The sequence below is a fragment of the Streptomyces sp. NPDC020965 genome, assembly GCF_044333555.1.
GTDB lineage: Bacteria > Actinomycetota > Actinomycetes > Streptomycetales > Streptomycetaceae > Streptomyces.
Window position 1 is genome coordinate 62,095 of sequence record NZ_JBIRRE010000018.1, and the last position, 18,575, is coordinate 80,669.

15 protein-coding genes and 2 pseudogenes are annotated in these 18,575 nt (G+C 69.0%); 7 read left to right on the forward strand and 10 right to left on the reverse strand.

Annotated features, from left to right (window positions below; all coding sequences use genetic code 11):
- Nucleotides 1-65: 65 nt before the first annotated feature.
- From ACH4S7_RS35115 to ACH4S7_RS35135, 5 genes are all read right to left on the reverse strand, one after another.
- Entirely contained in the window at nt 66-542 is a 477-nt protein-coding gene (locus tag ACH4S7_RS35115) for a ricin-type beta-trefoil lectin domain protein (RefSeq protein WP_398525469.1), read from the reverse strand.
- 196 nt (nt 543-738) lie between these two features.
- On the reverse strand, nt 739-1,050 hold the full coding sequence (locus ACH4S7_RS35120; protein ID WP_398525470.1) for a hypothetical protein: 312 nt from the start codon (nt 1,048-1,050) through the stop codon (nt 739-741).
- Nucleotides 1,051-1,347: 297 nt separating this feature from the next.
- A complete protein-coding gene (locus ACH4S7_RS35125) occupies nt 1,348-4,635 on the reverse strand; it encodes a S8 family serine peptidase (RefSeq protein ID WP_398525471.1) in 3,288 nt (1,095 codons plus the stop codon).
- A 166-nt stretch (nt 4,636-4,801) separates the two neighbouring features.
- Nucleotides 4,802-5,029, reverse strand: a complete 228-nt coding sequence (locus ACH4S7_RS35130; protein WP_398525472.1) for a hypothetical protein — start codon at nt 5,027-5,029, stop codon at nt 4,802-4,804.
- Nucleotides 5,030-5,321: 292 nt separating this feature from the next.
- On the reverse strand, nt 5,322-5,531 hold the full coding sequence (locus ACH4S7_RS35135; RefSeq protein ID WP_398525473.1) for a hypothetical protein: 210 nt from the start codon (nt 5,529-5,531) through the stop codon (nt 5,322-5,324).
- Nucleotides 5,532-5,621: 90 nt separating this feature from the next.
- On the opposite strand from ACH4S7_RS35135, the gene ACH4S7_RS35140 reads away from it, so the two are divergent.
- Nucleotides 5,622-5,918: a hypothetical protein gene (locus ACH4S7_RS35140; RefSeq protein WP_398525474.1), complete on the forward strand. Its 297-nt coding sequence runs from the start codon at nt 5,622-5,624 to the stop codon at nt 5,916-5,918.
- Here ACH4S7_RS35140 and ACH4S7_RS35145 read toward each other — a convergent pair.
- Nucleotides 5,874-6,161: a hypothetical protein gene (locus ACH4S7_RS35145; protein WP_398525475.1), complete on the reverse strand. Its 288-nt coding sequence runs from the start codon at nt 6,159-6,161 to the stop codon at nt 5,874-5,876. The two genes, ACH4S7_RS35140 and ACH4S7_RS35145, sit on opposite strands and share 45 nt — an antisense overlap.
- 345 nt (nt 6,162-6,506) lie before the next feature.
- On the opposite strand from ACH4S7_RS35145, the gene ACH4S7_RS35150 reads away from it, so the two are divergent.
- On the forward strand, nt 6,507-7,163 hold the full coding sequence (locus tag ACH4S7_RS35150) for a DUF6518 family protein (RefSeq protein WP_398525476.1): 657 nt from the start codon (nt 6,507-6,509) through the stop codon (nt 7,161-7,163).
- Between the two features lie 139 nt (nt 7,164-7,302).
- Here the strand turns inward: ACH4S7_RS35150 and ACH4S7_RS35155 are convergent, their stop codons facing one another.
- Both ACH4S7_RS35155 and ACH4S7_RS35160 read right to left on the reverse strand, forming a co-directional pair.
- Entirely contained in the window at nt 7,303-8,517 is a 1,215-nt protein-coding gene (locus ACH4S7_RS35155; protein WP_398525477.1) for a hypothetical protein, read from the reverse strand.
- A 588-nt stretch (nt 8,518-9,105) separates the two neighbouring features.
- Nucleotides 9,106-9,270: pseudogene (locus tag ACH4S7_RS35160) on the reverse strand (pirin family protein); the annotation flags it as partial.
- A 1,007-nt stretch (nt 9,271-10,277) separates the two neighbouring features.
- Between ACH4S7_RS35160 and ACH4S7_RS35165 the strand changes: the two are divergent.
- Both ACH4S7_RS35165 and ACH4S7_RS35170 read left to right on the forward strand, forming a co-directional pair.
- Nucleotides 10,278-10,472, forward strand: coding sequence for a hypothetical protein (locus tag ACH4S7_RS35165; protein ID WP_398525478.1), 195 nt, complete (start codon nt 10,278-10,280; stop codon nt 10,470-10,472).
- 15 nt (nt 10,473-10,487) lie between these two features.
- Entirely contained in the window at nt 10,488-10,739 is a 252-nt protein-coding gene (locus tag ACH4S7_RS35170; protein WP_398525479.1) for a hypothetical protein, read from the forward strand.
- A 307-nt stretch (nt 10,740-11,046) separates the two neighbouring features.
- Here the strand turns inward: ACH4S7_RS35170 and ACH4S7_RS35175 are convergent, their stop codons facing one another.
- Entirely contained in the window at nt 11,047-11,805 is a 759-nt protein-coding gene (locus tag ACH4S7_RS35175) for an SDR family NAD(P)-dependent oxidoreductase (RefSeq protein ID WP_398525480.1), read from the reverse strand.
- A gap of 147 nt (nt 11,806-11,952) precedes the next feature.
- Between ACH4S7_RS35175 and ACH4S7_RS35180 the strand changes: the two genes are divergently transcribed.
- The 3 genes and pseudogenes from ACH4S7_RS35180 to ACH4S7_RS35190 all read left to right on the forward strand — a co-directional run.
- The gene (locus ACH4S7_RS35180) at nt 11,953-12,588 is read left to right on the forward strand and encodes a TetR/AcrR family transcriptional regulator (protein ID WP_398525481.1); all 636 of its coding nucleotides are present in this window, start codon (nt 11,953-11,955) and stop codon (nt 12,586-12,588) included.
- A 1,410-nt stretch (nt 12,589-13,998) separates the two neighbouring features.
- A complete protein-coding gene (locus ACH4S7_RS35185; RefSeq protein WP_398525482.1) occupies nt 13,999-16,101 on the forward strand; it encodes an SMI1/KNR4 family protein in 2,103 nt (700 codons plus the stop codon).
- Nucleotides 16,102-16,490: 389 nt separating this feature from the next.
- Nucleotides 16,491-17,179: pseudogene (locus tag ACH4S7_RS35190) on the forward strand (transposase); the annotation flags it as partial.
- A 40-nt stretch (nt 17,180-17,219) separates the two neighbouring features.
- Here ACH4S7_RS35190 and ACH4S7_RS35195 read toward each other — a convergent pair.
- The gene (locus tag ACH4S7_RS35195; protein WP_398525483.1) at nt 17,220-17,843 is read right to left on the reverse strand and encodes a multiprotein-bridging factor 1 family protein; all 624 of its coding nucleotides are present in this window, start codon (nt 17,841-17,843) and stop codon (nt 17,220-17,222) included.
- Nucleotides 17,844-18,575: the final 732 nt, after the last annotated feature.

Sequence of the window (18,575 nt, forward strand, 5' to 3'; positions counted from 1 at the left end):
CATCGGTACCGGCGCACGGCTGTGCCCGGGGAGGGTTGTTCCTGCCCCGGGCACGGTGGTGCGGATCAGACGAGTGCCAGGCTGATCTGGTCCTTGAACACCACCCAGTGCTGGCCGGGGTCGTTGGTGTCGCACGGCCGGCTGGAGACGTCCGGGGTACCCCAGGCGTTGGCCAGGCAGTAGGCGGTGGCGTAGTTCAGCGAGATCCGCTGGCCCGTCACGTCCCAGTACTGACCCTCATCTTTGGGGTCGCACGGCTTGGTGGAGACGTCCGGAGTGCCCCAGGCGTTGGCCAGACAGTAGCCAGGGGCGTCGGTGAGCGAGATCTGGTTGCCCGAGACGGTCCAGCGCTGGCCGGGGTCGTTGGTGTCGCACGGCCGGCTGGAGACGTCCGGAGTGCCCCAGGCGTTGGCGAGACAGTACAGGCCGGGGCTCATGGCCTGCTGGGCGGTGGGTGCCGCCCCGGCCTCAACGGCCGGCAGGAGAGAAGCCGTCGCCGCCAGGGCGACAAGGGCGAAGGGCTTGCGGAGGGTGATTCCCATGCGCGGACTCCATTCTCGACACAGGTCGGGCGTGTTTCACGCGCGGCCTGGGAAGGAGGGTGCTCGGCTCGGATTCGAGCGCACGAAGATTGATATCAGTCATACCGCGACAGCCGATCACCGTGCGCAATATATTCGCCCAAACGCATTACTTGTGGGCTGATCCGATAACTTCCGGATAGTGTGCTGCGACCTCTCAGCGGCGTCGGGCCATGACCAGCCCCGACATGATCACCATGCCGATCGTAGCCGCCTCTCCCGGCAACCCCCGTATGGCCGGGTGCTCATGGAGGAGAGTGGTGCGGAGGTCGCCCGACTGCGCGCCGCGGCCTACAGCGGCGTTGTCACCGATCGCCCTGCTGATCACCTGCACTCCGTCAAGCACACCGCCAGCGATGGTGACCGGGAGCGTGCCACCACCTCGTACGAGCGGATCGAAGAGCCTGACCGACCTCACCGTCAACGGTGAGCCGATCACCATCACCCTTGACGACCGTTCCGTCCCCACGGACGACTCCGTTCCAACTGCGGCTGACGCCCCGCCCGGACCTGCCACCAGGGCCGAAGACGACTCGGCCGCAGAGGAGCCGTCCCCGGGCACGGACGAGCCAGAAGGGCCGTCGGAAGGCTGGTCGATCGAAGCGGGTGTTGAGACCGGTTCCGATCTCAACACCCGTTCCCGCAGGGTGGGCAGCGAGGAATTCACTGGTTCACCGGTCAGAGAGCCGGGTACGCAGCACGGTGCCCAGCAGGCTCTGTAATCCGTCGACTTGTCACGTGGCGCGGACGGCCGGTCGGCGTCGGGCTACTTCCCGTGGTACGCGTTGTGGATGGTCACCGATCCTCGGTTGCCCTGTTTGTCGGCCACTGTTGCCCTGAGGGAGACCGCTCTGCCCTGGGCGGGGTTCCTGAGGGTGACCGCGCCGCCGGTCACGGGCAGTTTCTGCCAGGTGGCGCCCTCGTCGTAGGAGGCTGTCACCTCCAGTGAGGAGAGGTTTCCGTTCGCCGCGGCGCCCTGGACGGTCAGGGGGACCACCTGGGCGCGACCCGCCGGCGCGGTGCCGTCGAGGCCGACCGCCGCGCCGAAGCGGACGGTGGAGACGGGCAGCCGGGTGCGGGAGGCGGTGGTTTCGGACGGGAAGGTCCACCGGGCGTCGATCCGGCCCGCCGCTTTGGCGATGTCCGGGGCGCGTGTGACGGTGTTCGCCAGGGTGTATGTGCCCTTGCCGGGCGGCACGATGATGCTGCCGGTGCCGTCAAGGGGGTCCTGGTTGCGGGAGACCACGGTCTTGCCGCGGCGCAGGACGGTGTCGACCGAGGCGAACGGGGTGGAACCGGGGTTGCCCTGGCCGTCCGCGAAGAGCGACAGAGTGCCCTGGAGGGTGTCACCATCCCGGTAGACGCCTGACTCTCCGGTCAGAAGGGGGCTGTGGACGGCGGTGTTGAACTGCTCCCGGTAGGTTTTCCCCGCCCGGTAGGTCTTCCGGCCCGGGAAGACGTAGGTCCCTTCGAGCGTCGGCCAACCGTCGGCGCCATCCGGGCCGAGGTGGTAACTCGCCATGTCCCAGGTGACATGGTCGGCGGTGGACAGCCACACCGTCCGTGTGGCGGGCGCGGGCTGCACGGCGGGCATCCACACCCAGTCTCCCCTGCCGGGGATGTGGCCCCGCACGACCAGTTCGCTCCTCTTGCCCGGTGCGGAGGAGCCCTGTCCGACCTGCACCTTGGCCATCTCATCTGTGGTGTAGTGCTTGGTCAGGCCGGATGCGAGCCGCCGTACGGGACCGCCGAACAACGCTCCGTGGTCCGTGGTACCCCGCATCCACTGCTTCTGCCACATCTGGCGGAGCGAGCCGTCGGTGATCTCGGGCCCGAGATGCGCGGTCCGCAGTTCGTCGGTCCCCACGCCTGTGGCGAGAGCATTGCCGGCGCCGTGAGCGCCCCGCTCCACCAGGTACTGCACGTCCCACTGCACGGGCACGGCCCGGGAGTCGGGCACGGTGATGTCGACCGTTTTGGTGGTCCGGGCGTCCAGGGTGACCGTGGTGTCCTTCACGACGGTCAGCTTCGGCTGGACCATCTGGTCCAGCGCCTTCGTGACACCGTTCCTGTCGATCAGTTCCAGGACGTACTCCCCCGTGGGAACGCGGAGGGTCACGGTTCCGGCCGACAGATCCGGGCTGAAGCGCAGCGTGTCGGCGAGTCCGCCCACTCCGAGCAGATCCGTGGCCCAGTTCTCACTTCCGGGCCGCTTAATGTGCTGGAGGGTCAGGTTGTAGGACTCGATCTCCCGGTCGACGGCGGCGACGGTACGGATGGTCCGGCCGCCGCCGGCCGCGATGACGGCCGCCGAGTAGTGTCCGTCGACGGTGCCGGCCCGGGTGTCGGCGGTCAGGCCGACGGAGGTGGTGCCCCCGGCCGGCACGGTCACCCGGGAGGTATCGAGGGTGAAGAATCCGGCCGGGGCCGGGCGTCCTCGCGGGTCAGCGGCTTCGACGGCCAGGTCGAGGGTGACGGGCGCGGTTCCGAGGTTGCGGTAGGTGACGTTCCGGGTGACCGGCTTGTCGTCGTGGCGCGGCCACCGCTGGGTGCCGAAGTCGAAGGAGACCGGTTCGGCGAACACGCTCTGGCCCAGGGCCCCCTCGACGGAGATCCGGCCCGAACCCTGCTCATAGGCCGTGTGGGCGCCGGGCACCGCGGAGCCGGTGAGCGCGGCCTTCAGCCGGGCGCCGTTCCAGCCCGGGTGCTTCTGCTTGAGCAGGGCCGCGGTGCCGGCCGCGTGCGGGGTGGCCATCGATGTCCCGTCCAGCGAGGTGTAGCCCGCGGGGTCTCCCGGCTGCCCGGTACCCGAGGCCGCGGCGGCGGTGATGCCCACGCCGGGCGCGGTGACATCCGGCTTCAGTCCGCCGTCCCCCGTCCGGGGACCGCGGGAGGAGAGTCTGGCAAGCCGGTCCTGGTCGTCGACCGACCCGACCGTCACAGCGGCGTCGGCGCTGCCCGGGGATTCGACCGTGCCGACCTGGGGACCACTGTTGCCCGCGGCCACGGCGAAGAGAACGCCCGTGTCCGCCGACACCTTGTTGATCTGCGCTTCCAAGGGGTCGATGCCCGGGGTGTCCCGCGAGCCGAGGCTGAGGTTCACGATATCCGCGCCCTGGGCCACCGCCCAGTCGATGCCCTGGATGATCCCCGAATCGGTGCCGAAGCCGGCGTCGTTGAGAACCTTGGCGTTGAGCAGCTGGGCGCCGGGGGCCACGCCCTTGAACTTTCCGTCCGACCGGGCCCCGGTGCCCGCGGCGGTGGAGGCCACGTGGGTGCCGTGTCCCTGGCGGTCCTTCGCGTCGGGCGCGTCGCTGAAGTTCCGCTCCGACCGCACCCGGCCCGCGAGGTCGGGATGAGCGGCGTCGATGCCGGTGTCGAGGACCGCGATGCTCACGCCGGTCCCGTCGTATCCCGCCTGCCAGGCGGCGGGCGCACCGATCTGTCCGGCGCTGCTCTCCAGGCTCGCGCTGCGCACGGTGTCGAGCCAGATGCGCTCGACGCCCACCTCGGTGGCCGCCGTGCCGCCGCGGCCGGGCCGGGTCAGCGCCTTCCACAGACCGGAGCCGCCGTCCGCCGGCGCGGTGACAGCGTCCGCGTTCAGGGCCGTCAACGTCGCGCGTACCGGGCTGTCCTGGGCGGCACGCACCCGGGCACGGGCGGGCTCCGCGGACGGTCCCCGGTAGCCGACGATCGCCTTGACGCCCTTCCGGTAGGCCGCGCGGCTCGCGGGTTTGTTGAGCTCGGTGATGTCGAAGAGCCTCGGGTCGAGTCTGCCGGTGGCAATCAGCCGCTGGGCGTCCAGCGGGATGACGTGGGTGCTGCCGCCGTGGGTACGGATCCGCAGCGGTATCCCCCGGCGGTCCTCGGGCTGTTCGTGTCCGGTGACCCGACCCTTCGGGTCGACCAGGACACGATCGCCGGTGATGAGGGTGATCCGGTGCTGCTGGCCCATCTGCGCCCCGGTGGTCCGTGCGGGTCCGTCCGCCGCACCGGCCTCAGTTGCCGGGCCGGTCAATCCCGCCGTCAGGACCACGGAAACCGCGGTGGCCACGAGAGCCAGACCTGTTTTTCTGCGATGTCGCACAATTCTCCTAAACATGAGAGGTACGGGCAGAGCCGCCGTCTGGAGGCGGGCCCGGTGGGGCCGTGGGGCATTTCCTCACGCAGCCACAAGAGGGCGGGGGCGGGACGTGGTTGTGCCGCACGTGCCCACCCCGTCACTTCCCCTCGACCGCAGCAGAGGTGTCCTGACCGATTTCCGCGTCCGCCGCGTCTGGGGGAGCTTCCCGCCAGAGCCGCACCGTCCAGCCGGCCCGCCCCAACAGCGACTCGCCGGCCAACCCCGCCGCCGACCACGCGGCGGCGACTCCCAGCCCGCCGACTCCGAAGGCGCCCCCGAGTACGGCTGCCGCGTAGTAGCCGCCAGCAGTGGCGAACCTCGTCAACGCCCCGCCCCGGACGGGAAGTGGCCGAGCACGGATCAACGCCCCGGCCGCCGCACTCCACATGGTCCGAGCGGTGACCGAGTTGGCCGCACGCGCCCACAGGGGTGTCATTCCGTGCAGGCAGTACGAGCAGTAATCCGTAAGCCGTCATCCCGGCAACGACGGTGACGTGAGTTTCGCGATGAGACACGGTCACGGTAGCCACACCCGCACTATACACACAGCGTATACACGTGGTGTATAGCTACAGGGAACTTGCCCGCCCAGGGGACGGCGTGCTGGATTTCATGCATCAACGGATCGCGCCGACCGGGCATCCGGGCGCCAGCGGCGCGGCGCGGCCCGGGCCGGACCGGAGGCACAGGGCGGCCAACTCCCGCTCCACACGCGCAACCAGGACCGCGCTGCCGGAAAGGGTGGCGACCTGACTGGCAGCGCCGATCCGGCCGACCAGCCCTTCGGCGAGGTACGGCAGCACCTCATCACGCGGCAGCCTGCTCATGGCGGCCTCGCGCCCGGACGGCACGCCGGATGTTCCGATCGGTGGGCGCGGTTCCGGACCGCTCTGGCGCAGTCACCGAACGGGGCCCGGATGCACTCATGGCAATCCTTGCCCGGTGACAGTCGCCGGGGGCGACTCTCGCCGACGATCGAAGAGAAGACCTACCCAGCGGTCAAGACCGCGCTCCACAAGGCTAGGGCGAAGGCACCGAACGCACGCGTCGCCGGCATGACCGCCGCCACCGAAGGCCACGATGCCTGCCGGCCCCGGGGAGCCCGCTGGGTGGAACCGGCTCTCTTCTTCGACCAGCTCAACCCGGCGCACCCCAACGCCCTCGGTGAATCAGAGATGGCCGGGCAGGCCATGCGTGCACTGAACATCGGGTGAGCCGTGCGGCACGAGCCAGAGCACGGCCTGGTCGCCGAGGATGTCGACGGTCACTTCGGCGCGGATGCCGACGGGGTCGGTCAACAGATATGTGCACTCGTCCAGTTCCTCGGCCCGCATCCCGGCGATGTCGTCGACATCCCAGGCCGTGTGGCATCCGTCCTCCTCGTAGCGGGGTCGCGCGGCGCCGCTGTTGAAGCGGGCGGGCTGGTCCAGCTCCTCACGGCTCGGTGACGCCGGCACCTCCCGCACCGCGTCGGTCGGCAGGTCAGCCGGGGAGCGCCAGCTCTCCCTCGACGCCTGCCAGATACGGGAGAGTTCCTCGCGCCCGGCGCCGAGTTCAGCGGCCAGCCGCTGCTGCGCCGGATTGTCATCAAGGCCACGCCGGACCAGCGGCGCATCGACCAGCAGAGCCGATCACAGGAATCACCCCGGCTGGTCCCGGCGGCGGTGCGCACAGCCTCGATGGCACCCGCTCCCTCTCGTACGGTTCCAAGGCCCGGGCCTGCACCCAGCTCAGCTATACACGAGGTGTATACATGCCGTGTATAGTGCGAATCTCGCGACCTAGCCCACGGGGAGACCATGATGACGACCGCCACAGCCGCCGACCGGATTACCGCGCCCCCGCCGAGGCCGATCCATGGTTGGGCCCGGCTGGCATCGGCGGCAACCGTCGGTGGTCTCCTGCTCGGCGTGCTGACGAATCTGGCCCAGGGTTGGCTCCCCGGCGCCTGGAACCAGCTCGCCAACTCCGGCGCCATATGGTCCGCTGTCGCGTTCATCGCCGGAGCGCTGCTGTACCGGAACGGCCCTCCTGCACAGGCGGCGGCAGCCGGCCTCTGCGCCGAAGTCGGCCTGGTCGTCGGGTACTACGGGTACGCGGAGTTCGGGCGAGAGGGCATGGGGCAGCTCTTCTTCCCGCTGGTCTGGCTCGGCTTGGCCTGCGTCGCGGGCCCACTGTTCGGCATCGCGGGCCATTGGTGGCGCGGCGCCCCTGACGCCCGCCGCCGCGTCATCGCGCTGGCCGCCTTCGCCGGACTCTTCGGCATGGAAGGCATGGTCTATGCCTGGGACCTCCACTACGACGCCCAGGCGTGGACGTGCCTCGCCCTCTTCATTCTGATCCCGTTGCTCATGGCTCGCCGGAACGCCGACCGCGCCTGGACCCTGGCCGCCGCGGTGCCCTGCGCTCTGCTCGCCTACGCGATCATCGAGCTTCCCCTGCAAAGGCTCTCCGCCTGATGGGGCTGCGGAGTCGTGGAACGCTCGACTCCGCAGCCGTCAGCAGATGAGCACCATCGCAGCCGGAGCCGTTCGAGTTCGGGGTTCGGACCGTCACCCGCCCTGTTGAGCGGAGTTGCCGTCGAGGAGGCGGTGGGCGTCAGCGCTTCCAGACGGTCGCACGCCAGGTCGTCGCGTTGCCGGCGCCGTCGGTGCCGACAGCGAATCCGGCGATCACTCCGGCGTCATTGATCGCGAACGCCGCGGCGTAGGGACCGAGAGGCGACGGGGCCAACGGGACGACCGTACCGTCGGGCTTCCACAACAGGGCTTTGTCCAACGCGGGGTTACCGGCCGGCGGCCACGCATACCCGACGGCCGTACCCCGGTTGTTGATCGCCAGCACCTCCCCGGCCGCTTCCGCCGGATTGGCGAGCACTGTCCGGGTGCCATTCGCGTTCCAGCGGGCTGTGTCGCCGTTCGGGTTGTCCTCCAACGAGGCCCCCACGGCGGTGGCCGCCCGATTGACGTCGTATCCCCGCCCGCGCCCTGCGTCGCGGACAGTCCCGTCGGCCGCCCACACCAGGACCCGGTCGTACTCCGCGCTCCCGGCAAGCCGCCCGTGACCGAGGACCACGCCGTTGTCGGTGATCTGGCTCGTCCGGGCGCCGACGAACCCCGCCGGTAGGGGCAGCGCGCTCACGACACCCGCCGCGTTCCAGCGCACGGGGTGCGCGTGGCCACCGGTGCCGTCACGCCTCTCGGTCCACCCGACCGCCGTGCCCGCATGGTTGATCGACGTCGCGGTGCCACTGTTGTCGCCGGGCAGCAGGGGGAGGTCGGTTCTGCTGCCGTCGGACTGCCAGCGCAGAGGGTGGGAGCGGTTGTTCTCCTCAGACGCGTCGCCGACCGCGACCCCGGAGTTGTTGACCGCCGACGCGTTACCGCCGCGAGACCCACCGGGAAGCGTCAAACGCGTCGGGGTGCCGCCCTGTTTCCAGCGGACCGGGTTGGAGCTGGGCAGGCTGGTGTAGGACAGGCCGACCACCCATCCGCGGTCGCTCAGCGCGGTCGTGCGGCTGAACCGCTCACCGGACAGCGGCGCCAGGCGGGTATAGCCGGGGCGGCCGGCGTTCCATCGGATCGCGAGTGGTCCGTCGGAGCCCTCCATGTAGTACTCGCCGATGACCGTGCCGCCGCTGTTCAGCCCCTTGACGAAACTGTGGAGCCCTCCGGGCGGGATCGGGAGCAGCCGTGAGGTCGGCTGCAGTTCGGAGGGTTCGGCCACCGCCATGGGCGCCGGCCCCAGGAGAAGCAGGGCGGTTGCCGCCGCGGCGGCGAGGGTTGCGGGTCTGGGAATGGGTAAGCGAGCCATCCGGACACTCCTGATCTCTGCGGTGACATTGACGTACCTAGGCATGGGCGTTTCGTCTGTTCCAGGCCGGCAGGGGAACCCGCGCTGCGGCGCAAGCTTTCCGCCTCTGGCCACCCGTTGACAGCCCGATCTACGAAACGGCTGGATTCGTACACCTGTCCACTTTGCTTCCTGCCACCCGCTGTCCAACGCGCCCGCCCCGCCCCACAGACGGGCCCCACCTTCAGGTGACGGCGTCCCGGCAGCACTTCCGGTCCCACGGCGACGGTCGCGGCCAGCAGCCCGGAAAGCACCTTCGCCCGCTCGTGCACAGCAGGAGACCGCGGCGACTTCCGGCCACCCGCTCGGCACCCGCCCCCGCGCGGCATCCAACCCCGGGCCTAGCTAGCGGCAGCCCCGGCATACTCAGGCGGTCCCGTCGAACAGTGGGTGCCCGGCGGCCGCCGGCGACGGTAGGGCGCCGCGGGCAGCCGTGGCACGCGGCCCGGTACGCGCCCGGGTCAATGCCTCCCGCGTCACCTTCGTGCTACGACTCCACCGGCGTCCATGACGAGCGGCTGTCCTCGTCCGCCGCCCCGACCCCGCAGGTCAGCGCACCCCTCCCCGCGCCTTCAGGGGCACCGGCGGCAGCTCCGGAGCTGGCAGCGGACCGTCGTTGTACCCCCGCACCTCACCGAAGCGAGAGCCCTCCATCCGCTCCGTACGGGCCGTCTGGATCTCGTCCTGGGTACGGCCGATGAAGTTCCACCACATACCGCCCTCACCATTCATCACCGCAGGTCAGAGTAGTTTTAGGTAGGCACAGGTCAGCAAAAACCCAGCATCGTTCCGACGATTTCCCGGCGCGTCACGACACACCGTTCGGTGACAGACAGCGTCCCGACCACTTACGGGAAGGTTCGCCCCCTCCCTCCGAGGTAGTCAATGTGCAAACTGCTGTCACGTCGGCGGGCTTCGGCCAGAGGCACGCTTCGGGGCAGGCACGGGGCTCGCACCGGAGTGCGCACATCCGATTGGCTTCTTCCCTACAAAGCGGTGGCACGGTTTACACGCCAAGCAGAGTCGCTGCGCATCTACCGCCCCTGGCGAAAGGGTCATTGACCGCTGGAACCTCTGGCTAATCCGATGAAACTGACCATCCCGCCCGGGATGTACACGTCGCCCGCTTCCATAATCCCGCAGAGCCTGTCACCACTGATTCGCCGAGCCGGTCTTTAACCTCCTCACTGAGCTCGGCAGGCGGTGGCAGGTCGTCGTTGAAGAAGGTAGCCCTCCGTCACGGTAAAGCCGAGGCGATTCCCGCTTCGGGCTAAGAGAACATAGACATTCTCGGCTACCTGGGCGCGGCGACGACAGCACGTCCCGCAACTGCTTCCGAGACAACCCACACGGTTGCGCGTCATGGTCTACAAGTTCGGCCCCAACGAGCAGTGCCTACAACGTTGTGGGGCGGTAGTGCCGGTGATTCTGCGTGCGGCAGTCAGGCGACCAGCCAGGGCGTGCGTATGCCTACGAGCAGCAGAATGTCGTCCGACCGCTCATGGGCTGGTGGCAGTTCACCAACCGGACGGCGCAAGCTCTGATATCGCTCTACGACCAGGTGTACACCCGTCGAGGCGGGCCCCCTGATGCGGAATCTGCTGGGACACTTTGCCTCTGCTTAGTTTCCGTGTGGCGATTGACTCTGGCTGAGCGGTTGACCTGGGCGTTTGGGCCTTGCGTTCGACTGTGTGGTGTTTTCTACTGTCAGCGCTCACATTTTGAACTTCTTCTCGTCCCGGGGCTGGCAGTCCTGGGACGTCGAGCATCGACCGTTGATCCCCGAGGGGATGCCCGTGCTCATCGACGACGACCTGCGCATTGAGGACGGCCCGGCTGCGCTGCGTCCGACTGTGGTGGCGAACCGGTGGCTGCGTGAACTCCCGGCCAGCGGGGCCCCGGCGCCGAGCTCGTGAGAAAACTACGCACGCGTGCTCAAGGAGTGGATGGAGTTCCTGGCCGAGCACGGGGTGGGGCTGTTCGACTCGCGGGTACGGCTGAAGGCCGGGCTGAGCCGGTACGCCGAGCACCGAGCGGTGGGTCCGTTGAAGGCCCGGTTCGCGGCGACGACGTGGGGCCAGCACATGAGCACCCTGTCGCTGTTCTACCGGTGGGCGATCAACGAGGAGTACGCGACGGCCGAGCCGTTCACCTACCGGGCCGCGCGAGCTACCGCGGTGTGAGCGGACAAGCCCTCCGAGGTCGACGCACAGAAACTCGCCGCCCTGCACGACCTTGCCACTCGGCACACTACCGTCCACCTCGGCATGCCCGACTTCCGGACAAGCGCGGGGCGCCTCAGTGCCGAGCAACCGCAGTCTCGCTCAAGCACCGCAACCTGAACCTGCTCGGCCGCTACAGCTTCACCGCCTCGACCCCAGCCGCCAGTGCTCTGCGCCCGCTGCGCGACCCGGATGCCCCAGAGCTAGACGAGGACGAGACCGGTGCGGAATAACTCCGGCGCGGCCCGGGACAGGCTCGCCCGGTCGCTCAGAGGAGGACGCCGCCGGAGACCTCGATGCGCTGGGCGGTCATCCAGCGCATGCCCTCCGACGCCAGGGTGGCGATGGCGTCGCCGATCTCTTCGGGTTCGCCGACACGGCCGAGCGCGGTCTGCCCGGCTAGCCCCTGGCGCGTACCGAGGTCATCCCGCATGGCACCGCCGTTGAAGTCGGTGGCGGTCGGCCCTGGGGCAATGGAGTTGACCCGGATACCTCGGGGGCCAAGCTCTGCGGCCAGAGTGCGGCTCAGAGCCTCGACGGCGGCCTTCGAGGCGGAGTAGACCGACGTCGCGGGACTGGTGTGGCGAGTCAACGACGACGAGACGTTGATGACCCGGGCGCCCTGCGCCAGCAGCGGCACAAGCGACTGGATGAGGAAAAACGTGCCACGCACGTTCGTGCCGAACACCGTGTCGAAGTCGTCGGTCGTGACAGCTTCCAGCGGACCGAAAACGCCAACCCCCGCGTTGTTGACCACGATATCGAGCCGCGAGGCCCCCCAGCGCTCAAGCAGTGCGCTCAGCTCGGAAGTGAGGGCTCCGAAAGAGGAGATGTCGCTGATATCGAGACGCACGGCAGCGGCTGTCCCACCCGCGGCGTGCACTTGCCGCGCAGTCTCCTCGGCCCCAGCCACATCACCGCGATGAGTGACCACGACCCGCACCCCGCGCGCCGCCAGCGCGAGAGCTGTACTCCGGCCCAGGCCACGGTTCGCACCGGTCACCAAAGCGATCCTGTCGGCTGTCATCAGCTGCTCCCTCATCGCAGGGCACCGGAGAGACATTGGGCACCGCCATCAGATGCGAGTCGGTTGACTCGCCTTTCCATTGCAGCGTAGGCACGCCAAAAGAGGCGAGTCAAGTGACTCGCCTCGGATCTGGGGCATACTGCACGCATGGCAGCAGAGCTCTCCGCACACCACCGCCGTCTCGCCCAGCAGAAGCGTGAGGCGATCATCTCCGCAGCCACGGACCTCTTCCTGAACCGCGGCTACGACGGAACCTCCCTCGCCCGCATCGCCCAAGGGGCGGCCGTCTCGAAGTCCACCCTGTTCAAGCAGTTCCCCACCAAGGCAGCCCTCTTCGAGGCCATCGTCACCGAGTCCTGGCAGCGTGACACCGCGGACACTGTCGCGCGGCCTCAGGCCGGAGACCTGCGTTGCGGCCTGACCTCCATCGGCCACCGCTACGCCGACCTCATCGGCCGGCCCGGTATGACGGCCCTGTTCCGCATCGTCATCGCCGAGCTGCCCCGCTTCCCCGAACTGGGGCAGATGCAGTTCCAGCTCGGCAAGCTGCCCTACTTCACCTCGGTCCAGCACTACTTGGAGTCGGAGCACGAGGCCGGCAACGCCGACGTCCCGGACGCCGAGAGCGCCGCCAACCAGTTCCTCGGGATGATCGCCAACTACGTCCTGTGGCCCCGCATGCTGCTGACCGACTGGGACCCCTCAGCCTCTGACATCCGCTACGCCGTCGAGCAGGCGGTGGAGACCACCCTCGCCCGGTACACCTCCGATCGACCAGCCTGATCCAAAAGCTGGAATTCGTACGCAGCAGTATCCATCTCCGCGTTTCCCCGGGATCAGCACCGTGCCGCTCGCGTCGCCTGGCCAACTGAGAGTGATCATCACTGCTCGAAGACGCCACTCCACTCCAGGCCGTCCATGGACTGTTCGTGCACCCCACAGCCCGCAGCTCCCGAACGAATCCACCCGGACGATGGGTCCTCGCCATTCCCAGTGCGGTGGGGCCAGTTCCCGACAGCTTGCGAGTGATCACCACCGCGTAGAGGCCCGGGGCATCGTCGCGGAGGCCGTGATCTCTGGACAGTCGATGACACTCGATCGTCGGCCCAGTCGCGGCTCACCGTAGGTGGCGCACGCTCGGGGCGATCGACTCCGCTCTCACCGACTTCGACATACTGCCCTGGCCGGCAACCCTTGGGGCAGGTCACCCGATGCGATCGTGCGAAGTCGGTTGTCAGGGGCGCTGCCTCAGCTGCCGGACCAGCGCGGCGACATCGGGCAGGGTGGGCAGGGCCCAGGCGCGCCCGACGTCCGCGAGCGTGGCGCGGATCTCGTGGGACAGCTGCCCACGCCCGCATTCGGGGCCTGGTTCGCGGCGCCGGAGCGGGCCAGGGCTTCCGTCCTCCCGAGGTGGCCCGTTGCCCTGATCGTCGCTACCGCTAGTCGAACAAGCGGCTGATGCCGCCTTGGCCTTCCCTTCCGTTCCACATCACGGCTCCCACCCAGAACGGGAACCAGAACACCCTCTCCGGTAGAAGCGGGGCGGTGATGAACCAGGCGAGGGGCAGAACGGCGAATACCAGGCAGCAGCACCAGCCGCGTCTCCCAGGAGTAGAAGACTGCCGTGAATTCGTAGACATCGTGCGAAGGTACGCGGTGCCCGCAACTCGCGGATGAGTACCCGTACTCACGGCGTCGCTTGCGGTAACGGCTGGGATATCCGCGACCTCTCCGGCTGCCAGGGGCAACACCTCGCCATCGCCCGAGCGCCTGGCGCGAGGCCACCGACTGAACCAGCCTGGGGCTGTGGCTGACCGCCGCCGGAGAGCAACTGACCACGGCCGAGACGGCCGAAGGCGCGGACTGCTGACGCTGTCGACGAGGTCCGCCGCGCACCCCCCTCTTGCGCGTAGCGTGTCTGGTGTCCTCGCTCGGTGCTGTGTGCGCGGTTGTCGCCTGGGTTGGTGTGTGGTCGCGCTGCCGGTGGAGAACCACTGCCCGGATTCCTGGTGGGGAGCCGGCCGATCTAGCGAGACGGCTCCGACTGTGCTGGTCGGCGTGACCCGTCTTCCAGCAGCTCCGGCCGAGGGTCTTGGTGACAGAATCCGCGCTCACGGTGACAACCATCGCACTCAGCGACGGTTGATCCGCGACGCCGGGATCCATGTCAGTGGAGGGTGTCACCATCGTCATATGACCTCCACGGACGAGACGACGATCGAAACTTCCTTCGACTGGCGGGAGTTCCTCACCCGCTGGAGCGGGGAGTGGGCGGACGCCCAGGACCCCGATGAGCAGGACGAGTCGGCCCAGGAGCTGATAGCTACGCGGTGGCTCGGCTGTCCCGCTGCGTCGAACACGGATATCGCAGTTCTGGAGGAGCGGATCGGCCATCGGCTGCCGCCGTCGCTCGACACCTTCCTGCGCATCAGCGACGGCTGGCTGCCGGCGGATCACCCCGTCTACCGGCTGGCCGGGACCCGGGACATCCGTCCGCACGGGAACGCCGACGGCCTCGCCGAGATCTTCGGGGAAGACCTGGCGGAGGACGCGTCGCCGCAGGAGCTGTTGGAGGCGGGTATGTGGCATCGGGCGTTCCATCTGGACGCGGAGACGGATGCGACGATGGTCCTGATCGATCCGTTGGACCGGGATGTTGACGGTGAGTGGGCGGTGTACGAGTGGGCGTCCTGGCGCGCCGCCCCGCCCGAACGGTTTCCGTCCTTTCGCCATTACATGCTGGAGCGTTACCGGTCCTTTCACAGTGCGGCCGCCTATCGGGCCGCTCACGGCGAGGGACCGCCGTTCGTCAACGACACGACGCGGGCCCTGGACGCGGTGGTGGAGCGGGCCCGGCGGGCGGCACTGCGCGGGGAGTACGAGGAGGCCCTGACCCTGCTGACGGAAGCCGAGGAGTACGGCCGGTCGAGGGCCGCGCTGTTGCGGGGGCAGGTGGACTGTCTGCTCGCGGCCCATAGCCCAGTGTTCTCGGTCGATGCCCTCGCGGTCGACCCGGTGTACGCCCCTGATCTGCTGCCGGTGGCCGCGGCGGGCTTCGCCGCCACCGAGCGGCATGGCGACGACGGTCATGCCGGCCGTTCGTGGGCGCTGTTCGCCCGCTGTACGACGCCCGAGGCGCTGGAGAGGGCGGAGGAGGCGTTGCGGGCGGCGCGGGAGGGGACGTACCGCTTTACGGCAGCAGGGCCGCTCGGGGAGGCGGCCGATGAGGCGCGTGTGTTGGCTCGCTGGGGCCGGTGGAACGAGGCGTGGCGGCTGCTATGGGCCGCGCTCCCCCACTGGCGGCCCCTGGGCTCTGACCATCTGGCACCGCTGGGACTGCTCGCGGATCCGGTACTGGGTCCGGTGATCACCCCGGAGCGGGGGCGGTTGTTGCTGGCCCTGCCGCGGGGGGAGTTCGCGCGGCCGGAGCGGGAGCTGCCCGACACGGCCCCGGGGCCTGTCGGGGAGGTGCCGGGGGATGATCCGTTGGGTCTTTCCTGGCTGGAGGACGAGGTGCCGGACGGGTTCCGCGGGGGGTATCGGGTCGTGTTCGTCGCGGACCCTGATCCGGCGGGGCTGCCGGCCCGTCTGAAGGATCCCGGCGGGGGCGGCCCCGGGCCCGGCGGCCGGCCAAGGCGGGAGGTGAGTCCCGGGCCGGACGGGTTGTATCCGCCCCTGCGCAGGTGGGACGCGGACCACCGGTTGGGCCTGGCGCTCGGGAGTACGTCGTACGACGACCGTGCTCTGGCTTGGATCGGGCAGGCGGCCCCGGGGTGGAGCTTCGCCTTCGACGGCGCCCCCGGGGGCTTCGTCGAGGGGCGTTTCGTCTCCCCGGCCGCTGCCGCGTCGGCGGGGACCAGGGCGGTGGTCGTCTGGCACAGCGTCGACCCCTTTGACCGGACCCGGACTCGTTTTCATCTCTCCGTCGGGGTCGACGGAGAGGAGGTGTGCGCGTTCTCCGTGACGGCCAGGGACGTCGACCCGCACTGGACCGAGGAGATACCGCCGTGGCTGTCCCTCGACGACTTCCCCGGGACGACCGGTCAGTGGCGGGGCGATGAGGACCCCTGGGAGGACGAACCGAACACCCCGGCCCGGGGGTTGCCAGGCGCGCGAGGCGCGCTGGAGGCCCTGGAGCGGGCTCTGGGACTGACCCTGCCACGCACCGCCCTGATGGAAGGACCACTGCACAGCTTCGTCACCCGCTCGTGGATCCGTCCGCCGGGTCCCGGCGAGTCGTACCTGACCGTCACCATCACATCATCCCGCCGCCCGGACCCCGGTGAAGACGCGTAAACATGGCCGTACCCCGACTCCCGCGCCGCCTACGGCGGGCAAGGGCTGTGTCCCCGGCAAGTGGGCCCGGAGGGGAGAGATTCGTGGATGTGCATCCTCTTCCCGGGCATCCGCACGGCAGGCACTTCCGTCACTGCTACGTCTATGAGGGCAGCTACTGCTCCTGCGGAGGCCGATACGCTGGCCCCGACACCGGCGCGCGGCTTGAGCTGCCTCCCACCCCGTTTCTGCTGGGGCCTAGTGCCGCATCAGGCAACGTTCGCCCCGTCGTGACGTGTCGCCCGGTTGCTGCGCCGGCGGCCAGAATGATCACGTGGCTGAACATGTGCAGGTCCGTGAGATCGATGACGACGAGGGAAGACGGCTGCTGCGGATCATCCGCCGGGGGACAACGCGTGAAGACCTGGAAGACCTCCCGTGACCCGGACCACGCGGCCAAGAAGGCGCGTGTCGAGCACCTCTACGCGATCGCCGACAGCGAGGTCATACCCGAGGAAGGTGAGCCCGAAGTCGTGATCTGCCTCGACGAGTTCGGGCCGCTCAATCTCCAGCCCCACCCCGGCTGGCAGTGGGCCGAACGCGGCGGGCGACACAAAGACCCCGGGCGTGAACCCCGGCCCCGCCGACGGGCGACCTACAGCCGCCCGCACGGGGTGAGGCACCTGTTCGCCGCCTACGAGCTCGCCAAGGACCAGCTCCACGGCCACATCAAGAAGACCAAGAACCGGTCCAAGTTCGTGGAGTTCTGCCGCTACCTGCGCTCGCTGCACCCGGCGGACGTGCGCATCGCGATCGTCTGCGACAACTACGCGCCGCACCTGACGACCAAGCGCTGCCGGCGAGTCGGCACGTGGGCGGCGGCGAACAACGTCGAGATCGCCTACACCCCGGCCAATAGCTCATGGCTCAACCGGATCGAGGCCCAGTTCACAGCTCTGCGCTACTTCGCCCTCGACGGTACCGACCATGCCAGTCACAAGGCCCAGGGCAGCATGATCGCCGCTACATCATCTGGCGGAACAAGCACGCCGCGGACGAGCGCCTACGCAAAGTGGTTACCAAGGCGAACGTCGCTTGACGCAGCGCCAAGGCCGCATCGTGACGCCGCCACCTATCAGCTACTGCGTACTGCCGTCGTCAAGTCCGGCAACGACCCTGACGTCCGCTTCGGACATGTCCAGGATCCCGGCGATCAGGCGGGCCTGCAGCAGATTCGGGTTGTGCCCGCGACGGAGCATGTGGATGGTGGACATCGACAGTCCGGCGGCCCTGGCCATCTCCCTGACCGGAATCCCGCGCAGGTTCATCAAGCCGGTAAGCATCCGTCCGAACGGATGCGGCTCTGACCGCCCGGCAGGGGCAACAGCCGGGCCGATGACAACGTCACCGATCTTGACCTGGAAGCGGATCAGCCGGTCGCCCGTGAACCCGACTTTCGCGACGAACGGCAGGCTCTCGCCGTTGCCGGAGGCGACCGTTCCCGGGATCGACACCTCTGTGAACCTTACGGCGGGATCACAGCGGTGATCCCCGGTCTCTGCGGGAAGTCCCGGCTGGACCCGGTCGACTTTCCAGTCGCGGTTCCACCACGGAAGGTCCTGCAGCACCTCGTTAAAGAAGGGCGGCAGGACAGTCACGTCCACTGGGTCCGGAGGATTCTTCTGACCTCCCCATATGACACCGGGCCAGTACCTCAGTGCCGCGATCACATCCGCCGTCAGCACGCGGTTGGCAGTCTCCACGGCCACACTCTCCCCCAGTCGACGGCGCAGTCTCCCACGACCAGGCAAACGTTGTCTGATGCGGCACTAGTCACCGCCGCCAGCAGAAGGTGGACTGACCATGCTTGCCATCGCAGAGGGTGTTCCCGGCTTCGGATTGACGCCCGACGAGACGATCCTGCACAAGCCGGCTGGCGGTGTCGTCGAGGAGTTCCAGGCGATCGCGTGCACCGGCGAGGGCATCACCTTCCCGCCGCCGAAGCACGACGTGCCCCTGAACCATGAGTCGCCGCACCAGCACTGGTGCGGGGACTGTCTCGTGATCATCCGCAGCCGCTCACCGAAGGGAGTGCGAGCCTCCTCGGTCGCCGCACCCGCCCGGCGCGTGATGCTCACCGACCTGGGCGGTAGGGCGCGGCGGGGAGTGTCGTCGAGCGGCGCTTCGGGTGGTCTCTTCCGCTTGCCTGCCTGTGGGAGGGTCGCGTTTTCGATATGGTCCTGCGCGATGGCTGTTCGCTGGTGTCGGCCCGTGCATGCCCTTTACGGTCCCGTGGCCGACGAGGGTAGTCACCGGCGCACCGTCGGGCTGCAGGATCCCCGCCCCCGCGTCCGTATCGGTCTCGCCGCCCTCGATACTCTCCTAGGCGGAGCGGCCTGTGTCCCGGATGGCCCACGGTGCATCGAGGGCGGGGCCGCTGTGCACCGGGCAGCGAGTCGGCGTGCGACTCGGGCTCACGTTCGCTGTGCCGGTGG

Excerpts from the sequence above, each read along its gene's own strand:
- ACH4S7_RS35135 (WP_398525473.1), bottom strand. The coding sequence starts at position 5,531 with ATGAGCAGGCTGCCGCGTGATGAGGTGCTGCCGTACCTCGCCGAAGGG.
- ACH4S7_RS35175 (WP_398525480.1), bottom strand. The coding sequence starts at position 11,805 with ATGACAGCCGACAGGATCGCTTTGGTGACCGGTGCGAACCGTGGCCTG.
- ACH4S7_RS35140 (WP_398525474.1), top strand. The coding sequence starts at position 5,622 with ATGCACTCATGGCAATCCTTGCCCGGTGACAGTCGCCGGGGGCGACTC.
- ACH4S7_RS35185 (WP_398525482.1), top strand. The coding sequence starts at position 13,999 with ATGACCTCCACGGACGAGACGACGATCGAAACTTCCTTCGACTGGCGG.
- ACH4S7_RS35150 (WP_398525476.1), top strand. The coding sequence starts at position 6,507 with ATGACGACCGCCACAGCCGCCGACCGGATTACCGCGCCCCCGCCGAGG.
- ACH4S7_RS35155 (WP_398525477.1), bottom strand. The coding sequence starts at position 8,517 with ATGGCTCGCTTACCCATTCCCAGACCCGCAACCCTCGCCGCCGCGGCG.
- ACH4S7_RS35115 (WP_398525469.1), bottom strand. The coding sequence starts at position 542 with ATGGGAATCACCCTCCGCAAGCCCTTCGCCCTTGTCGCCCTGGCGGCG.
- ACH4S7_RS35180 (WP_398525481.1), top strand. The coding sequence starts at position 11,953 with ATGGCAGCAGAGCTCTCCGCACACCACCGCCGTCTCGCCCAGCAGAAG.